This is a genomic window from Campylobacter cuniculorum DSM 23162 = LMG 24588, from assembly GCF_002104335.1.
Classification (GTDB): domain Bacteria; phylum Campylobacterota; class Campylobacteria; order Campylobacterales; family Campylobacteraceae; genus Campylobacter_D; species Campylobacter_D cuniculorum.
In genome coordinates, this window is record NZ_CP020867.1 from 1444678 (window position 1) to 1462257 (window position 17580).

Annotated in this window: 16 protein-coding genes; 8 read left to right on the plus strand and 8 right to left on the minus strand. The window is 30.5% G+C overall.

Going from position 1 to position 17580, the window contains the following annotated elements:
- Positions 1 to 100 precede the first annotated feature (100 nt).
- The 3 genes from CCUN_RS07080 to CCUN_RS07090 are packed head-to-tail and all read right to left on the minus strand — an operon-like array spanning position 101 to position 3806.
- Positions 101 to 2533, minus strand: coding sequence for an efflux RND transporter permease subunit (locus tag CCUN_RS07080; protein WP_027305206.1), 2433 nt, complete (start codon positions 2531 to 2533; stop codon positions 101 to 103).
- Entirely contained in the window at positions 2533 to 3102 is a 570-nt protein-coding gene (locus CCUN_RS07085; RefSeq protein WP_027305205.1) for a Tgt2/MlaC family protein, read from the minus strand. The genes CCUN_RS07080 and CCUN_RS07085 overlap by 1 nt, the downstream gene beginning before the upstream one ends.
- 8 nt (positions 3103 to 3110) lie before the next feature.
- Positions 3111 to 3806, minus strand: a complete 696-nt coding sequence (locus CCUN_RS07090; protein WP_415270584.1) for an MlaA family lipoprotein — start codon at positions 3804 to 3806, stop codon at positions 3111 to 3113.
- A gap of 378 nt (positions 3807 to 4184) precedes the next feature.
- Between CCUN_RS07090 and CCUN_RS07095 the strand changes: the two genes are divergently transcribed.
- The gene (locus CCUN_RS07095; RefSeq protein WP_085296673.1) at positions 4185 to 6002 is read left to right on the plus strand and encodes a DASS family sodium-coupled anion symporter; all 1818 of its coding nucleotides are present in this window, start codon (positions 4185 to 4187) and stop codon (positions 6000 to 6002) included.
- 8 nt (positions 6003 to 6010) lie between these two features.
- Here CCUN_RS07095 and CCUN_RS07100 read toward each other — a convergent pair whose 3' ends face one another.
- Entirely contained in the window at positions 6011 to 6454 is a 444-nt protein-coding gene (locus CCUN_RS07100; RefSeq protein ID WP_027305203.1) for a phosphoribosyltransferase, read from the minus strand.
- A gap of 118 nt (positions 6455 to 6572) precedes the next feature.
- Between CCUN_RS07100 and CCUN_RS07105 the strand changes: the two genes are divergently transcribed.
- Together CCUN_RS07105 and CCUN_RS07110 are read left to right on the plus strand one after the other, a co-directional pair.
- Positions 6573 to 7001, plus strand: a complete 429-nt coding sequence (locus CCUN_RS07105) for a hypothetical protein (protein WP_027305202.1) — start codon at positions 6573 to 6575, stop codon at positions 6999 to 7001.
- An 11-nt stretch (positions 7002 to 7012) separates the two neighbouring features.
- On the plus strand, positions 7013 to 7393 hold the full coding sequence (locus CCUN_RS07110; RefSeq protein ID WP_027305201.1) for a hypothetical protein: 381 nt from the start codon (positions 7013 to 7015) through the stop codon (positions 7391 to 7393).
- An 80-nt stretch (positions 7394 to 7473) separates the two neighbouring features.
- Here CCUN_RS07110 and mqnE read toward each other — a convergent pair whose 3' ends face one another.
- Complete coding sequence (gene mqnE / locus CCUN_RS07115) at positions 7474 to 8538, minus strand: aminofutalosine synthase MqnE (RefSeq protein ID WP_027305200.1); 1065 nt, start codon at positions 8536 to 8538, stop codon at positions 7474 to 7476.
- A gap of 111 nt (positions 8539 to 8649) precedes the next feature.
- Between mqnE and CCUN_RS07120 the strand changes: the two genes are divergently transcribed.
- The 4 genes from CCUN_RS07120 (at position 8650) to CCUN_RS07135 (ending at position 13946) form a co-directional block, all read left to right on the plus strand.
- Positions 8650 to 11004: a [protein-PII] uridylyltransferase family protein gene (locus CCUN_RS07120; protein ID WP_027305199.1), complete on the plus strand. Its 2355-nt coding sequence runs from the start codon at positions 8650 to 8652 to the stop codon at positions 11002 to 11004.
- Positions 11005 to 11007: 3 nt separating this feature from the next.
- On the plus strand, positions 11008 to 12804 hold the full coding sequence (gene glmS / locus CCUN_RS07125) for a glutamine--fructose-6-phosphate transaminase (isomerizing) (protein ID WP_027305198.1): 1797 nt from the start codon (positions 11008 to 11010) through the stop codon (positions 12802 to 12804).
- 107 nt (positions 12805 to 12911) lie between these two features.
- The gene (locus CCUN_RS07130; RefSeq protein WP_035175628.1) at positions 12912 to 13112 is read left to right on the plus strand and encodes a hypothetical protein; all 201 of its coding nucleotides are present in this window, start codon (positions 12912 to 12914) and stop codon (positions 13110 to 13112) included.
- Positions 13113 to 13121: 9 nt separating this feature from the next.
- Complete coding sequence (locus CCUN_RS07135; protein WP_027305196.1) at positions 13122 to 13946, plus strand: hypothetical protein; 825 nt, start codon at positions 13122 to 13124, stop codon at positions 13944 to 13946.
- 177 nt (positions 13947 to 14123) lie between these two features.
- Here CCUN_RS07135 and CCUN_RS07140 read toward each other — a convergent pair whose 3' ends face one another.
- Genes CCUN_RS07140 through CCUN_RS07150 form a run of 3 tightly spaced genes read right to left on the minus strand, consistent with a single transcriptional unit; the run spans position 14124 to position 16443 of the window.
- A complete protein-coding gene (locus tag CCUN_RS07140) occupies positions 14124 to 14777 on the minus strand; it encodes a sulfite exporter TauE/SafE family protein (RefSeq protein ID WP_415270585.1) in 654 nt (217 codons plus the stop codon).
- A gap of 2 nt (positions 14778 to 14779) precedes the next feature.
- Positions 14780 to 15892 (minus strand): glutamine-hydrolyzing carbamoyl-phosphate synthase small subunit, encoded by a 1113-nt coding sequence (gene carA, locus CCUN_RS07145; protein WP_027305194.1) that lies wholly within the window; start codon positions 15890 to 15892, stop codon positions 14780 to 14782.
- Positions 15892 to 16443 carry a DUF507 family protein gene (locus tag CCUN_RS07150; RefSeq protein ID WP_027305193.1) on the minus strand — a complete coding sequence of 184 codons (552 nt, stop codon included), beginning with the start codon at positions 16441 to 16443 and terminating at the stop codon, positions 15892 to 15894. Before CCUN_RS07150 ends, carA begins: the two co-directional genes overlap by 1 nt.
- Before the next feature lie 226 nt (positions 16444 to 16669).
- Here CCUN_RS07150 and CCUN_RS07155 point away from each other — a divergent pair, with 226 nt between their 5' ends.
- Entirely contained in the window at positions 16670 to 17392 is a 723-nt protein-coding gene (locus tag CCUN_RS07155; protein WP_027305192.1) for a hypothetical protein, read from the plus strand.
- Positions 17393 to 17580: the final 188 nt, after the last annotated feature.

Consider the following 17580-nt stretch of genomic DNA (forward strand, 5'->3'; position numbering starts at 1 on the left):
ATCTTTCGCGTTTTAAAAAAGCTTACTTCAATGATTTTAACAAAGATTGATATATGCTTGGATTTTTTTAGTTAATCTTCAATAAGAATTCCTAAGCATTTTAATGTAAAAATTTGCTTGAAGGCTTGATAAAGCTTATGAGAAAGCTTGGAAGCAAAATCAAACTTCCGCTTAAAAGCAAGAGCATGACAAACACGGTTAAAAAACCAAAATAAATCGTTGGGATAAAATTACTACTCATCATCACCCCAAAGCCTAAAACCACGCTTATGGTTGTATAATAAAGAGCAGAACCTATGCTAAGATGAGAAGCAAGAACTGCTTCTTTAACATTTTTTGTTTTTAATTCTTCTTTAAAACGATAGATATAATGGATAACATCATCAACTCCTATACCGATAGCGATTGCAGCAATGGTGATGCTCATCATATCCAAAGGAATGCCTAAAATTCCCATAAAAGCGAAGACAAGACTTAAAGGAATGACATTGACTAAAATGGCTAAAATTGAAATTTTTAAATCTCTAAAAATCACAACAAAAAGAATAAAAATGGCTAAAATCACGAAAGCAAGAGTGTTAAATTGTGAAGAAAAAAGGGCTTGAAGCATATTGTTATAAAGCAACATAATGCCTGTGATTTCAAAATTCACTCCATCATTTTTCAAAAGTTCATTCAATTCTTTTTTAAGCTCAAGCAAAAATTCATTCCTATGTAATGTAGGGTCAGAATCAACAATACGCATACTAAAACGCAGTTCATTATTTTCAATGCTTACAAAACTTGAAAGCAAATCTTGCTTAAATTCTTCAGGTAAATTTTCATTTAAAAAAGCCAAAGCAAAATCATCTAAATCCTTACCATCGTTGATATTTTTACCTAAATTTAAAAGGCTATTAAGGCTCAATACTGAACCCACATAAGCTTTATGTTCTAAATATTCATGAATTTTTTTAGCGATTCTTGTTTTTTGAGAATTAAAAAAATAAGTGTCTTCATTTGCAAGAGTTTCAAATTCCTCCTCAAAACTATCCAAATTTTTACTTTGCTTTGAATCTGTTTTCTTAAAGCTCACAATCACTTCCAAAGGCAATGTTCCGCCTAAATTTTTATCGATAATCAGCAAACCTTTTTTAATCTCACTTCCATCTTTAAAATAATTCACAAAGGAATTTTCTACTCTTAAAGAACTGATGCCCCAAAAGGCTAAAATCACAGCTAAAACCGCTATACTATAGACCATTTTGCGATGTTTAAGACTGATATTTGCACAAAAAGCTAAGAAATTCCATTTTGCTTTTTTCCTCACATAAATTTTTGGTTTGACTAACACGAGAGTGCTGGCTAAAAAAAGATAGGATAAAACAAGGGAAAAAGCTATACCAACGCTCATCATAATACCAAGCTTGATAATGGGTTCTATATTTGAAAATACAAGAGAAGCAAAGCCTATCATTGTTGTAAGAATGGCATAAAAGCTTGGTTTGGCTTTTTCAAGTAAGGTTTTTAAGATTAGTCGTTGAATTTTACACTTGCTGTGTTTTGTGGAATTTTCTATAAAATCAGAAACAATATGAATGACAACACTTAGAGTGATAATAAGCACCAAAGCAACATAATTTGAAGAAATAACAGTGATATTAAAATTTAAAAGTGCAAAAAATCCACTCGCAGTGCTTAAAGTAATGAAACAAATAAAAAGCGGTAAAACCACAAAATACAAAGTTCTAAAAAAATACCAAAGTGCAAAAGCGAGTAAAAATACAAGGCTTAAACCATAAAGCACCAAATCTGATTTAATATAGCTTATCATATCATCAGCTATCATACTCAAGCCTCCAAGATAAAGCTTGTCGCCTTTGTCTTCGTATTTTTTAACCAAATTTTTGATTGAATCCAGCCTTTGTTTGACAATCATTCTTTGAACATCTTGATGCTTTTTAATCTCAAGACGATAAAAATGCTTTTCACTCTCAAGCAAAGATTTATCCCTTTTTTCTATGAGTTGATTGTAGATTACATCCGGTTTAAGATAAATAATCAAAGCTGCGAATTGACCATTTTTTGAGATGATATTATCCCTATAAAAAGGACTATTTAAAATTTCATTTTTAGCCTTAGTTTGATTCACATCTTCGCTTGTAATTGAGGGAATATCTTTTAAAAGCTCTTTTAAATCTTTAGTATCAGAGCTTTGAAATAAAGGAGCATTGATAATGCTAAAAACCCTTTGCACTCCATCGACTTTTTCCAAAGCTTTGTGCAAATCTTCAAGTTTGTTTAAATTTTCTTTTGAAAAAGGATTTTCATCTTTTGGTTCAAAAGCAAGCATTAAAAAATCATCGTTTTTATAGTGCTTTGAAAGCTCTCTAAAAATTTTCAAATCCTTATCATTTTCTAAAAGCAAACTTTCAGCACTTGCATCAATTTCGAGTTTTGAAGCAAAAGAACTCAACAAAATGCACACAAAAAATGTGCTAAAGAAAGTTATTTTAGGATTTTTGATGAAAATTTTTAAAAGCTTGGCTAGCATTACTCAAAACTGACTTGTTCTAGTTTTTTAAGCAAGGTATTAAAATCCCCATTTTCTAAAATATCACCAAATTGCGACCTATAAGTTTGAATGATACTAATGCCCAAAACATCAACATCGTAAATAAGCCAATTTCCATTATCATTGTAGAATTTAAAAATGACAAATTTCTCTTCACCATCTATTATCATCGAAGTTCTAAGAAAATATCTTTTATCGTTTTTTTGCTCACCACCCTTAACCTTTAAAACCTCATCCTTATAAAGACTAAGTTTATCACTAAAGCTTTTTTTAAGACTTGCCTCAAATTGTTTGTTAAATTCTTCTTTTTGCTCTGCATTCAATGTGTCATAGTATTTTGAAAGGCTTAATTTTGCCATTAATTTAAAGTCAAAAATTCCATCAAAAAGCTTAAAAATTTCATCTGCAACAACTCTTTTATCTCCTTTAGCTTCCTTTAACAGCTTAAGACTTTTATCAATATGAGTTTGCATGGTTTGGTTGATTTCATTGAGGGTTAAACCAAAACAATTTAAACCCAAACAGAAAATTAAAATCCATTTTTTCATTTTTTCTCCTATTTGCTAAGTTCTATGCGTCTTTGTTCATAAGCATCGCGTAAAAAAGGATAAACATTTGGTGTGTTATAATAAATTTCATCAAGTTCATCGAGTCTAAAAGACAATTCATTGCCAAAACCATATGCACTCACTACAATTTCAAGCCAAGTAGGATCGATATAAGCCGTAGGTTGCAAAAACCAATCCACAGGTAAAGCTAAAGCATCGCGTAAATTGCTAGGTCCTAATACAGGCAGAACAATATGAAAACCACTTCCCACTCCCCAATGTGCTAAAATCGCTCCTACATCAGCGTGATGTTTTTGAATTCCCATCACACTCGCAACATCTCTAACTCCACCAAAACCTAAGATTGTATTTGCTAAAAAACGTTTAAATTCATCGCCAGCTTCATTAAATTTAAATTGAAAAACATTTCCGATAAATCTTAAAGGTGCAAGCAAATTATCGAAAAAATTTCTTACTCCTGTGCGAAAAAATTCGGGCGTAATGGCATTATAACCCTTTAAAATCGGTCTAAAACCATAATCATACAAGGCTATATTAAAATTTGTCATTATTTTATTATAACCAGAAATTGGGTCATTGACTTCATAGCTTGAATATTCTTGTTCAAATTCATCTAAGCTGACTTCATCTGCACACACTTCAATATTTAAGAAAAGCAAAAAAACTAAAATCAAATGCCAAATTTTCAATCAAGCTCCTAAATCTAATCTTATTTTCAGCTAAAAAAGCAAACATTATACCAAAAAATAAAACGAAATTTGTAAATCAATAAAAAACAAAATGACAATTTTGTCTCATGACTAACTATAATTTTTCAAGTTCAATATATTTTTAATGCTTCAATCAAAATAGTAAATATTTTTTTAATAAATTTAACCCTATAAAGCTAGATAAAAACTAGAATTTTAGATATATTTAGAGATATTTTAAATAAAAAATAAACAAAAAATTTGTAAATTAATAAAAAATGAGTTATAATCTCGCCGTTACGATTTACTATGATTTTTGAATCAAGCTCTAAATTTTATGGTAAATGCTATTCAATATTTAAGGATTATTCTATGAAAAAGGAAAAATTGCCTTTTCTTGTGCTGTGCATAGTGATTGCAGCACTTTTTTGGTTTATTCCCGTACCAGAAGCTTTGGAGGAAAATGCTTGGCATTTTCTAGGTTTATTTATTGCTGTGATTTTAGCAGTTATTTTACAAGTTATGCCTTTGGGAGCAGTTTGTTTTATAGCTATTGCTATCGTAGCTTTAACCGGAATCACCACGACTAAAAGTTCCATTCGAGACGCTCAAATCAAAACCTTAAGCGCTATAGTTTTAAAAGATAATTCTCAAAACTATAAAAATCAAATGGAAACAAGTATGAATTTAGCTGTATTTGAAGCTTTAAAAGCAGAAACTTTAGGAAAACTCCCCCCCCCTGCACAAGAAAAAGCTCATGAAATTTTAAATAAAAATTTAGAACAATCTTATAAAATCATAGAACTTGAAAAACTTTACACTAAAAATACTTCAAAAGAAAGGGCTAAAAGACTTAGTGATGAAGCTAAGATTGAGGCTTTAAATACTTTAGCTTTAACATTTTTATCACAAAAAGAAATCGACGCAAAAGTCCAAAAAGCCGTAAGCTCTTTAAAAGCAAAAACAGCAATCAATGATGCCTTAAGTGCTTTTTCAAATAGCCTCATTTGGCTTATTGTTGTTTCAGTTATCATCGCAAGAGGTGTGATAAAAACGGGACTTGGAGAAAGACTTGCATATTATTTTATCAGCATTTTTGGTAAAAAAACTTTAGGAATAGCTTATTCTATATGTTTAAGTGAAACGATTTTAGCTCCTGTAACTCCTTCAAATACAGCAAGGGCGGGAGCTATCATCAATCCTATCGTTCAAGCAATTTCGCGTTCATTTAAATCCACTCCAGAAGATGGAACACAAAATAAAATAGGAACATTTCTTTCTTTGGTTAATTTTCAAGCAAACCCTATAAGTTCAGCTATGTTTATCACAGCAACAGCACCTAATCCTTTGGTTGTGGATTTGGTCGCAAAAGCTACAAATATGGATTTACAAATCACTTGGGGACAATGGGCTTTAGGAATGTTACTTCCGGGTCTTTGTGCTATGGCAATTATGCCTTTGGTTGTGTATTTTCTTTCACCGCCTGAAATTAAATCCACACCGAATGCTTCAACTTTTGCAAAAGAAAAACTCGCAGCTTTAGGAAAGATGAAAAATTCTGAAAAGATTATGTTAGGAGTTTTTATACTCTTGCTCTTGCTTTGGGCTGGTGCTGCTGGGTATTTATTTGGATTAGAATTTGATTCTACGACGATTGCTCTTTTGGGGCTTTCTTTGGTTTTAATCAGTGGTATTTTAACTTTTGGTGAAGTTTTAGGAGAAAAAGCTGCTTGGAATACTTTAACTTGGTTCTCTGGTCTTGTTATGATGGCTACAATGCTTGGAAAATTAGGAGTAACCAAATTCTTAGCCGATTCACTTGGAATTCTTGCTTCAAATATGGGGCTTGGCGAAATTTCAATTATGATTTTCTTATCTTTAGCTTTTCTTTATGCTCACTATTTCTTTGCTTCGACAACAGCACACATTTCAGCTATGTTTTTTGTATTCTATAGTGCCGGACTTGCACTTGGAGCACCACCTCTTCTTTATGCCTTTATAATGCTAACAGCGGGTAATGTTATGATGGCTATAACACATTACGCCACAGGGACTGCTCCGGTTATTTTTGGAACAAATTATGTATCTATGAATCGCTGGTGGGGAGTTGGATTTGTGCTTTCTATTGTTGATATGGCAGTGATGACAAGTGTCGGGTTAGTTTGGTGGAAATTTTTAGGTTTTTATTAAAATAAATGTTAATTAATATCTATGTCCCAAAAAAAATTAACCCATTCTTTAGCTTCTTTAACCTTAAAATCAGGGATTAAAGAAGCTGATTTTTTATAAAAAATCGTAGCAATTTTAAGTTTTATCTGTGGAAATTCTTGTTTTAAGAGTTTAGAAATTTGAGTTAAACTCTCTCCGCTATCGACTATATCATCAATGAGTAGAATTTTTTGGTAAGATTTAAGATTAGGGGTGTTAAAAATTTTTACCTCATCAAGTTTTTGTTTTTCTTCATAATGGATTGAATTGAGTGAAAAAAGATTGCGATTGTTTAAAGCCACAGCTAAAGAATGCCCTAAGCTCATTCCACCTCTTGCAACTGCTACAAGTGCATCGGGTTGAAAATCTTTTTTAATTTCTTTGGCTAGAATTTTTACATCTTCTTTAAAATCCTCATAAGTATAAAAAAACATTTTATTCCTCTACTCTAAATTTAAACTCGTTTTATTTTAGCTTATCTTTTTAAATTTGATTTTTTTTTTTTTTGATATATAATATTTTAAAAAAATTATATATAAGGAGTTTAAAATTATGAAAAAGATTTTTTGTTTTTGTTTATTAAGCTTGATGGTTTTTGCCGTAGAATTTAGAAATAATCTAGGAGATTCTAGTACTCATCCAGGTAATCATGTACAGCCATTAGGAAGACAAGCTCCAGACTTTTCTTGGCATGGTAATGCATGGGATAATGATAGAGCTACTCAAGCTATTAATCAAATGGCAGATTCTCTAAACAATATAGCTAAAAGAGAACAATATTATCAACAACAAATTCAAATGCAAAAAGAAGCTCAAATGCAAATGCAAATGCAAATGAGAATTGTAGAATACAAAAAAATCTATGAAACAACTCATAAAGAAAAACAACTTGATCAATGTGCAAATCAGCTAGTCGCTGAAGATTCCGGCAAAAAAGCAAATTTAAAATTCTGTCTTAATTATCTTAATCCAAATCAATAAAGAGAAAAATTATGAAAAAATTTTTAATTTTAATTTTAATATTCTTTACATTTTATGGTTGCACAATGGATGTATCAAATCAAACCCCAAAGGAAACAAGAGAACAAGCTTTAATAAGAATGTGTGAAAATGAAAATAATGAACAAGCTTGTCAAGCTTTGTTCATAGAAGCTCGTATAGCTTGCGATAATTATAATCCAACAGCTTGCGGTATTTTAGGAGGAATGATTTATACTCCTCAAAGAATAAATTTGTTTGTTAAAAATATCTCACAAAAAGAACTTTATAAAAAATCGATTATGTATTTGACAAAATCGTGCATGTTAGGTCATCCACTAGCTTGTCAACAATTAGAGCAAATCAAAGTATTTTTAGAAAATTATAATCCATAAATAAAATTTGCAAGGTTTTTTGAAATTTTTATCACACATTAAACCTTTTTGTCAAGCCATCAAAACCTTGCAAAGCTTCATCAATAAGCCTTAAGCTCATTATAAAGGCTATCGCGTTCGATAGGAATGAGATTTGAAGTTTTTATCATATCGATAAAGGTCTTAAGTTTTGTCCCCCTTGCACTTTTAGCCCCGCCTGCACTTTGTATGCTCTCTTTTTCTATGGTTCCATCCAAATCATTTGCTCCAAATTCTTGAGCAACCATTGCTAAATTCAAACCCATTGTTGCCCAATAAGCCTTGATGTTTTTAATATTGTCTAAAACAAGTCTTGATATAGCAATGGTCTTTAAAATCTCTTCGCTATCCATAATATGATCAACCTCTAAAAAGCTATTATCTCTTTGCCAAACCAAAGGGATAAAGGCATTAAATCCCCCGCTTTCATCTTGTAAATTACGCAGTCTTAACATATGATTGATTCTATGCTCTCTTTGCTCTATATGCCCAAAAAGCATAGTTGCATTACTTTGTTTGCCTTTTTTGTGCCAAAGTTTGTGAATTTTGAGCCAATTTTCACTGCTGACCTTACCCTTGCAAATTTTTTTGCGAATTTCCTCATCAAAAATTTCCGCTCCTCCTCCGGGCATACTATCAACTCCATATTCTAGCATTTTTTCAAGCACTTCTTCATAGCTCAAATCAAAACGACGATGCAAGAAATCCACTTCGGCAGCCGTCATAGCTTTGATATGAAGCTGGGGATATTTTTCTTTAATCATTTTAAAAATTCCTAAATACCATTGCCAAGTTGTGTCTTTATTGTGTGCAGAAACAATATGCACTTCTTTAGTGCCTCTTGCAACCGTTTCATCAACCACTTGCATAATTTCTTCGTGGCTCATTAAGTAGGGATTAGGATTTTTGCGGTGTGCTGAAAAAGCACAAAATTTACAAGTATCTGCACAGATATTTGTAGGATTAATATGACGATTCATATTAAAATACACCTTTTTTCCATGAAGTTTTGTGCGTCTTAAATGAGCAAATCGTGCTAAAGTAAAAAGGTCTAAATCCCAAAGTTTATTTGCTTGCTCTTCATTGAGTCTTTCTTCATTTTCCAAGCTTTTAAGTAAGGTTTTCATCACTAAACTCTCTTTTTAAAATCATTTCAAAAGAGTTTATCAAAAAAAACCAAAATAAAGGTTAAATTTGTTAAAATTTATTTTGAAATTCTAATTCAAAAGTGAGCAGTTTTGTTAAATAAAGATTTAGAAAAATTAAAACTTGAATACACACAAAAGCAATATTTTAAATATTTTTTAAGACAGGGAACTTTTAGTTTGCATTATTCTAGGCAAATGGATTGCTTAATCAAACAAGCCTATGAAATTGTTTTAAAGGATTATTTTGAAAAATTCTTGCCACAAAATGAACTCATTCCTTTTTGTGTACTTGCAAACAACCATTACGCCACAAATAGCCTCTGTGTGAATGAAGCCGTGCCTTTGATTTTAAGCTATGAGGACATTAAGGGCTATCATTTAAAGCCTATGATTAAAACTTTTATCGAGGTTTTAAATGATTTGCATTTGCAACTTGAATACAATATCATAGAGCTTAAAGGTTTGAAAAACATTGCTAAAAATGAACTTAAAAGCACTCAAATACGTTTTATTTGCGGGTCTAAATTGTTATTTAAAAAAATTAAACAAGATTTTAATGATTTTCTAAAAGAAAACAAAGAAATTCTTGCCGAAAATTTACTTAAAAATTTTCAAAATCAAACCCTGCCCTTTTTAAAGCAAGAATTTAATATCAAAAAAGATTGCGGTGGTTTAAATGATTTAAGAAAGCTTGAAAATTTACTCGCTCTTTTTAAAGATTCTCCAAAAAATTATGCCTTGAATTTTATCGATGAAAAATGCTTGAGTGAATTGCGTTTAGCGAGTGAGTTTTTACTGACTTTAAAATCGGCTCTGAATTTACAGAGCGGAAAGGATGATGATGAATTTTCATTCACAAAAACTGAAGAACTTGTCAAACTTCTTCATAAAAAAGACCAAAAAAATTTCAAAGCAGAAGAACTTCTAATCCAAAAAAGTTTGCAAAGCAGATATTTGCTGTGTTTGTATGCTGCTTTTTTGGCTTCAAAAATTCAAAAAAAATATTTTAAAACCTTACCTTTGAATTCAAATGTGCTTTTTTTAGAACAAGAATTTAAAAATTTAAATCAGGCTTTAGAATTTTTAAATTCCTTAGAAGATAGGGTTTATCATTTTGATATAGCCTTTGTTTTTGCCCTTAAAAATTTGGATTTTGATAAAACAAATCTTGAAAAAGCTTTGAAAATTTTTGAAAATTTTTTTTATAAAAAACATAGTTTTTGTATTTTAAAACTTTTATTTGATAGTGGAATTTTAAAAGAATTTTATAAACAAATTCCAAGATTTTTAAGCGATGAAGAGTCTGATTATAGTTTTGATATGCAAGCTTTTTTAACCCTGCAACAATTTGAGAAAGAACAAGAAAATTTAGAATTTTTAAAACAATTGCAAGATGAGGAAAAAATGATCTTAAAATTTGTCATCTTTCTTAGTGCAATCAACAATGAAAACGCAATTTCAATAGCAAGTATCTATAGAAGTTATACCCTAAAATTTGATATAAAAGCCGAGAATTTAGAACTAGGACTTAGACTCTTTAAAAATTTTAACGCCCTTAAAGAACTTGTTGAAAAAGAAGACATTTACAATCCTGTAATCCTTTTAAATTTGCTCTCTAAGGTCGAAAATTTAAAGACTTTAGAACTTTTATATCTTTTAACCCTTACCAAAGCTCAAGCCTTAGGTGCAAATGCATTTTTTTACAAGGCTCTTGATAAACTTTTGCAAAATGCTAAAGAGGGCTTTGAGGATGAAAATTTGCTTGAAGAGAGTGCAAAAAGGGTGAAAAAAGAGCTCACTCTTAAGAGGACGAAAATTTTTTTGGAGCAAGAAAAAATTTTGCAAGATAAAATCATTCATATTAAATCCAATCTTTTCATCATCAAAAATAGTTTTGAAAATATCATTCATGTTTCTCAACTTGCAAAAGACAATGATTTTAAATTTTGGTTAGAAAATGAACCAAACTTAAATCTACAACTTGTCGCTTTGAAGGACTTTAATGCGGGAATCATTTTAAATTCTTTAACGAATTTAAATCTTATTTTTATGAGTTTTTTTGAACTTTTTGATGATAAAATTTATCTTAAATTTGAATACGATAATATCATCACTCAAGAGCAAAAAAACAAGCTTATAAAGCTTTTAAACTCGAATTTACAAAGCTCTATAAAAAATAAAATCAAAAAACCAATCATTAAAAAAGATGAGCTAAAATTAGATTTAAATTATTCTAAAAATTATGCTAAATTAAATCTCAACACCAAGGACCAGCAGGGTTTAATGGCATTTTTGATGAATGTTTTTAAAATTTTAGGCTTGAGTTTGAGTGCAGCTAAAATTCAAACCATAAGACAAAGAACGAGAAATACTTTTATTTTTCAAAAAAATCAAGCTTTGTTAGAAAAACAACAAGAGCTAATCACTTCTTTAATAAGCGAGTAAAATATGTGCGGAATTGTAGGTTATATAGGAAAAAATGAAAAAAAGCAAATCATTTTAAACGGCTTAAAAGAATTAGAATACAGAGGCTATGATAGTGCCGGAATGGCAGTGATGAAAGATGGGGAATTAAGCTTTTTTAAGGCTGTAGGAAAACTTGAAAATTTAGCTCATAAATGCCATGATTTTTTAAGCGAAGGCGAAGGACTTGCGATAGGACATACAAGATGGGCAACGCATGGAAAACCTAATGAAATCAACGCTCATCCGCATTTAGGAGAGTATTCTTGTGTGATTCATAATGGTATTATAGAAAATTATAAAGAGCTTAAAGATAAACTTCTTAAAGAAAATATAGAATTTCTAAGCCAAACAGATACTGAAATTATCGTCAAACTCTTTGAATTTTATGCTCAAAAGATGGATCTTTTCAATGCTTTTAAAAAAAGCATTGAAGAACTCAAAGGAGCCTTTGCGATTTTATTGATTTCTAAAAAAGATGAAAATAAGGTCTTTTTTGCTAAAAATGGTGCTCCTTTGATTGTCGGAAAAAATTCTCAAAAAGAATTTTGGTTTGCTTCAGCAGATGCTCCTTTGATTGGTTTTTGTGATGAGGTGATTTATTTGGAGGATTTAAGTTTAGGCTATGCAAGCAAAGATGAACTTGTGATTTATGAAAATGGAATTTTAAAAAACAACACCTTTGTTAAACTCAATAATGATAAAAGCTATGCACAAAAAGATGGTTTTAGATTTTTTATGGAAAAAGAAATTTATGAGCAAAGCAGGGTTTTGAATGAAGTTTTAATGGGTAGGATTAAGGGCGATGAAGTGGTTTTTGATGAACTTGAAAATGAAAATTTAACCGCAATCGATGAAATCACTCTTTGTGCTTGTGGAACGAGTTATCACGCGGCACTTGTGGGCATGTATTTGCTTGAAAGAGTGGCTAAGATTAAAGCAAGGGTGGAGATAGCAAGTGAATTTCGTTATCGTAAGGCTTTAATCAAAAAAGATTCTTTATTTATCGTCATTTCTCAAAGTGGAGAGACTGCCGATACTTTAGAGGCTCTTAAAATTGCCAAAGCAGAGGGAGCAAAAACTTTTGCGATTTGCAATGTTGATAATTCTAGCATAGTGCGTCTTGCCCATTTAAGTTTGCTGACGCGTGCAGGGATTGAAAAAGGTGTGGCTTCAACTAAGGCTTTTGCAACGCAGGTTTTAACGCTTTGGATGTTTGCAATCTTTATCGCACAAAAAAAGGCTTTGAATGTTAATGAAGAGATTAAAGCCTTGCTTCATACACCAAGCTGTGTTGTAGTCAAACAAATTTTGCACGATAAAATTCATCGTCTTTCTAAAAGATATTTAGATGGACATGGCTTTTTTTATATAGGACGCGATGTGTTTTATCCTTTGGCTTTAGAAGGAGCTTTGAAGTTAAAAGAACTCTCTTATCTGCACGCAGAGGGCTATCCTGCAGGTGAAATGAAGCATGGACCGATTGCTTTGGTGGATTCAAAACTTTATACTATAGCCTTAATGCCTGAAAATTTACTCTATGAAAAAACAAAATCCAATGTCGAGGAGCTTATCGCTAGAGATTCGACCTTGTTGAGCATTTCACCTTTAGATTTTGATTTAAGTGATGATTTTATCAAGACCTCAAAACAAAATCATTTCATGTGTGAATTTTTTGAAATGATGCTCATCACTCAACTTTTAGCAATGGAAATTTCAATAAGACTTGGCAATGATGTCGATATGCCACGAAATTTAGCTAAGAGTGTAACGGTTGAGTAAAAAAGTAACCGCACAAAAAATTTTTATTTTCAAACTTTAATTTAAGTTTATTTTTATTTTTTATACCTTAAAATGCAAATAATATATATATATATAAGGAATTTATGATGAAAATATTTAGTATGTATATTTTATTACTATCTTTGTCTTATGGACTTTTTGCAGATACAAATTCTTATGACAATATAAATAATAAAAGGGTTTATGACCCAAATTATTATGATAAACTCTCTTATTGTAATTCTTTGCCTACAAATTTTCAAAGACAAATGTGTCGCTTGGGTTTATTTTCTCAATATTCTTTATAGGAGTTTGCGATGCTTACGAGTGCAAATTTTAGCGGGGTTGATTTTAGAGGTTTAAACAATATTGCATTTAAAGCTAAGGATATTAATATTGCACAAAAAACTCAAACACAGCTTAGCAAAGAAGAAAATGAACGCGAAATTTTAGACCTTAGTCTTAATGCAGGAATAAAAGTCATTTTTGAAGACACTCTTAATAAAACTCTCATAAGTCTTAATTTAACAGAGCAAAATTTTAAAACCTTGAAAGATAATTTTAATAAAAATAATAATTTTTACCAAAGAGAAGATGGTAGTATTAGGCTTAATGGTGAAGCTGAAAATTTCATCTCCTCTTGGTTTTACGACTTTGCTCACGAGCTTAATTTTCTCAATGCTGACAGCAACAAAGACAAGCTCATCAATGGCAATGAGACAAATAATGCCTATGCACATGCTTCTTTGATTACCTTTGGTCCAAATAGTGTAACTTTTAATACTTTAGGTAAAATCAGCTATGCTTTAGCCGGATATTCAAATTTAAGTATAGAAGAAGGCATAAATACGCGTATAGAACAAGATAAAGATTTAAATGGAGAAATTAAATTTTCAGAAAAATTCAGTCAAAAAGATTTGAATATTTTTGCCAACACAGCTCGTAATATAGCTCAAGGTGAAGATGAGGATTTAGAATTTAAATCCAAAAAAGAAGATTTATTGCAAAAAGTTTTAACTCAAGGAATAAATGCTTTAAATCAAAAAGAACTTGAAGAATTTAAGTTTAAATATCCTAAAGAATATGAAAATTTAAAACAAGAGCAAGTAAAATTTGAACTTTCTAAAGATTTTTTAGGATAATTTTTAAATAAAGATTTTAAAATGCTTGATTTAAAAGTTTAGTTAAATCAACTTATAAATGTCTTTATATTTTCTATTTTTAATTTTGCAAAATTTTCTAAAAGCTTATTTTAATGTCTTTTGAAATCATAAAATGATTAAAAAAATTAAAATAGGAGAAATTTTGCTTATTAAGCTTCAAAAAGCTTTAAAACCCATATAAGCGAGAATGATTCCATAAATGATGATGAGAAAATAAGAAAGGGTATTAAAAAGCTTTTTTAAAAAATCACTCAATAATTGAGAAAGTTTTGAGAAAAAGAGCAAGGCAGGTAAAGTTGAGACACCAAAAATAGCCATAACTAAAATGCTTTCTAAAAAATTTTGCTGACTTAAAGCACTTGCTAAAAAAAAATACACCAAACCGCAAGGCACAAAACCATTTGCAAAACCTAAGATAAGAGCAGATTTTATGCCTTTGAATTTTCTTGCTTGCCGGACTGCTGTTTTTAAAATTTTTTCAAAAAAGATATTATTTTCGATAAAAGCTAAAATTTTACCCCTTAAAATCAAAGCAAAACCTAATATCATCATAAACACACCGAGTACAAAAAAAGAAAGACTTTGAGTTTTAGCATTTAAAGCTAAAAGATTTCCAAAAATTCCAAAAATTCCCCCGAGTAAAATATAGGCAAATATACGTGATAAATGGTAAAACAAAGAAAGCAAAAATAAATTTTTAGCTTTAAGATTAAGTTGTATAAATGCGAGATTAAAACCCCCGCACATAGAATAACAATGCCCAAAACTTGATAAAAAGGCTACACTAAAGATAGCTGAAAAATCCGCAATGCTCACATTAAATTCATAAATTCTTTAAAGATATATTTGCTCTCGTGCGGACCTGCGGAGCTTTCTGGATGATGCTGGACTGAAATGATAGGATAATCTTTATATCTAACGCCCTCAACATTGTTGCCAAATAAATTTCTATGCGTGATAACAGCCACTTCGCAAAGCTCTTCTGGAACATTGTAGTTATGATTTTGTGCGGTGATTTCAACGCTTTTATTTTCCAAATTGATTACGGGATGATTTGAGCCATGTTGTCCAAATTTCATCTTATAAGTCTTATAACCAAAAGCATTGCTTAAGAGCTGATGTCCTAGACAAATACCCAACATAGGAATTCTAGCCTCAATGAGCTTTTTAAGTTCAGCAATTTCATTTTTAAGAATTTTTGGCTCTCCGGGTCCATTAGATAAAAAAATGCCGTGAATTTTGCCTTTTTGATAAAGCTCTATGAGCTCTTCAGCCTTAGTATTATGGGGAAAAACCTCCACTTCTAAACCCAGCTCAACGAGTTCATTAAGGATATTCATTTTAACCCCATAATCAATCACCGCAACCCTCTTCGTGCCTTTTTTGGCTTGATTGAAATTTTTACCATTCCAAACACCTTGTTTATGGATATAAGGCTTTTTCGTGCTCACCTCTTTAACAAAATTAATTTCTTCTATCCTTAGACTAGAATCAAGCAATGTTTTAAGATCTTCTTTACTTGAAATTTCAGTTGAAATAACAGCTCTAAGATTTCCAAAATCTCTTATCATTTTAACTAAAAATCTTGTATCAATCTCATAAATTCCTATCTTAGAATGCTTTTTAAAATACGACTCTAAGCTTTCTTTAGCTCTAAAATTTGAAAAAGTTGGACTAAGCTCACGTATTAAAATTCCACTTGCAAAAAGTTCTTTGCTTTCATTGTCTGCATCATTTGTGCCTACTATACCGATTTCTGGCATTGAAAAAACGATAAATTGCCCCGCATAAGAAGGGTCTGAAATGATTTCTTGATAACCCGTCATTGAAGTGTTAAAAACGAGTTCGCCAAAAAAAGTTCCGCTTTTGCCAAATGCCTTTGCACTCAAAAAAGTATCATTTTCTAAATATATCCAAGCTTCCATTAAAACATACCTTTTTTTCTAAGCTCTTCTTGATAAAGTTTTTCAAAAATCAATTCGTATTCTTCACTGCCCGGTATAGGTTTTGTTTTGTAATTGCTGATTTTATCATAAACCTCATCTTCAAGTTTTTCATAAATTTTTAAGTAATTTTCTATGCTTAAAAAAATCAAATTCTTAACACGATTTTCACTCACAACAAAATTAATAAAATCATTTTCTATGAGTTCATTAAGAATTTGATGGGCAAGGTGATTGTGCCTGTCTTCTGAATTTAAAATCACTCCAAAATCATTAGCAAGTTTTTTCTTAACAAGCCAAAACATATTTTTTCTATCCACCTGCATAAGCTCCATTTCCTCCTCTTGCTCTTCAAGGAGTTCTTTAACCCTTTCATCGAGTTTTTTTTCATTCATTGCGTCTTTTTCAAGGACATTTTTAACGCTTTGATTGAGTTTTTCAAGCTGATCTTTAATCTCAATAAAAGAAGAATTTGCAATATCAAGCATAATTTTATTTGCAATATAAGGAATATGTGGTAATTTTATACGCATTTTAAGCCTTTATTTAAGATTATGTAATGATAGCTTATTTTTGGTAAAAAAATGTTAAAAGAAAATTTTTCTTAAAATTTTACGCGATAAAATTTTTAAATCAACTTTATATTTGAAAAACATTCTAAGCAATACAAGCAATTAAATTTAAATTCAAAAGCCTCACTTCAAAAAAAAAAAAAAAAAGACGATTTATTTATAAAATTGAATTTAAAAGGAGTTTAAAATGGCTTTAGAATTTCCTCAAAACTTAAGCACAAAATTCAATGTGGAGTTAAAGGTAGAATCTCAAAATTCCAAAAAAGATTTTGAAAATCTGCAAGAATACACAAAGTATTTAAGCGATAAATATGGAGTCAATGCAGGACAGAGAATGATTAGTGGAGTGCCAACGACGATTAATGTTTCAAGTGCTTTTATCAAAGAAGCCTTTGAAAATCCCGATAAAAGAAAGTTTTTAGAGGAGAATTTAGAGGCGATGCAGAGTTTGGATGATGCCTTGAGAATGCTGGCGATAATATCCCCGAGTTCTGAAATGACCCATGCCGGTTTTATCGTTGATGAGAGCGGGAATATATCTATGTTTAGCGGTGGAAAAACCAAAGATTCTTGGGTGAGCAAAAACAAGACAAATTCTTGGCAAAACACTTCAAGCAGTGCAGATGAGCTTGAGAAAATTTTAGAAAAAGCAAGAAAAAGACAAAAAGAATTTGAAAAAAATTTAGAAAAAAGTCTAAAAAAGGCAGAAGAAAAGGCAAAGCAGTTGCAAGAAGAGTTGCAATCTCATGCAACACAGAATCAAACCAAAACCACGCAAACAACCTTGAACAAGGATTTGTCCTTTGAATTTGAAGTGAGTGGCAAAGATACGAGTGAGCTTTTAGAAAATTTCAAAATCACTCTAAGCAATATCACTTCAAGCAATGCTTTGCTTGATTTAAAGGCTTAATTTACTAAGTTTAACAGAATTAACAAAATGTTTAAAGGTAAAATATCTTATTTTGCCAGATTATAAAAAGCTAAATTTTAGAGATTTTAAATTTTTATTATCTTTTAACCTTAGAATTTTAATTCTAAGGTTTTTAATTTTTTAAGTTTTTGTGAGAATATTTAAAAGATCATAAAAAATTTTTATCT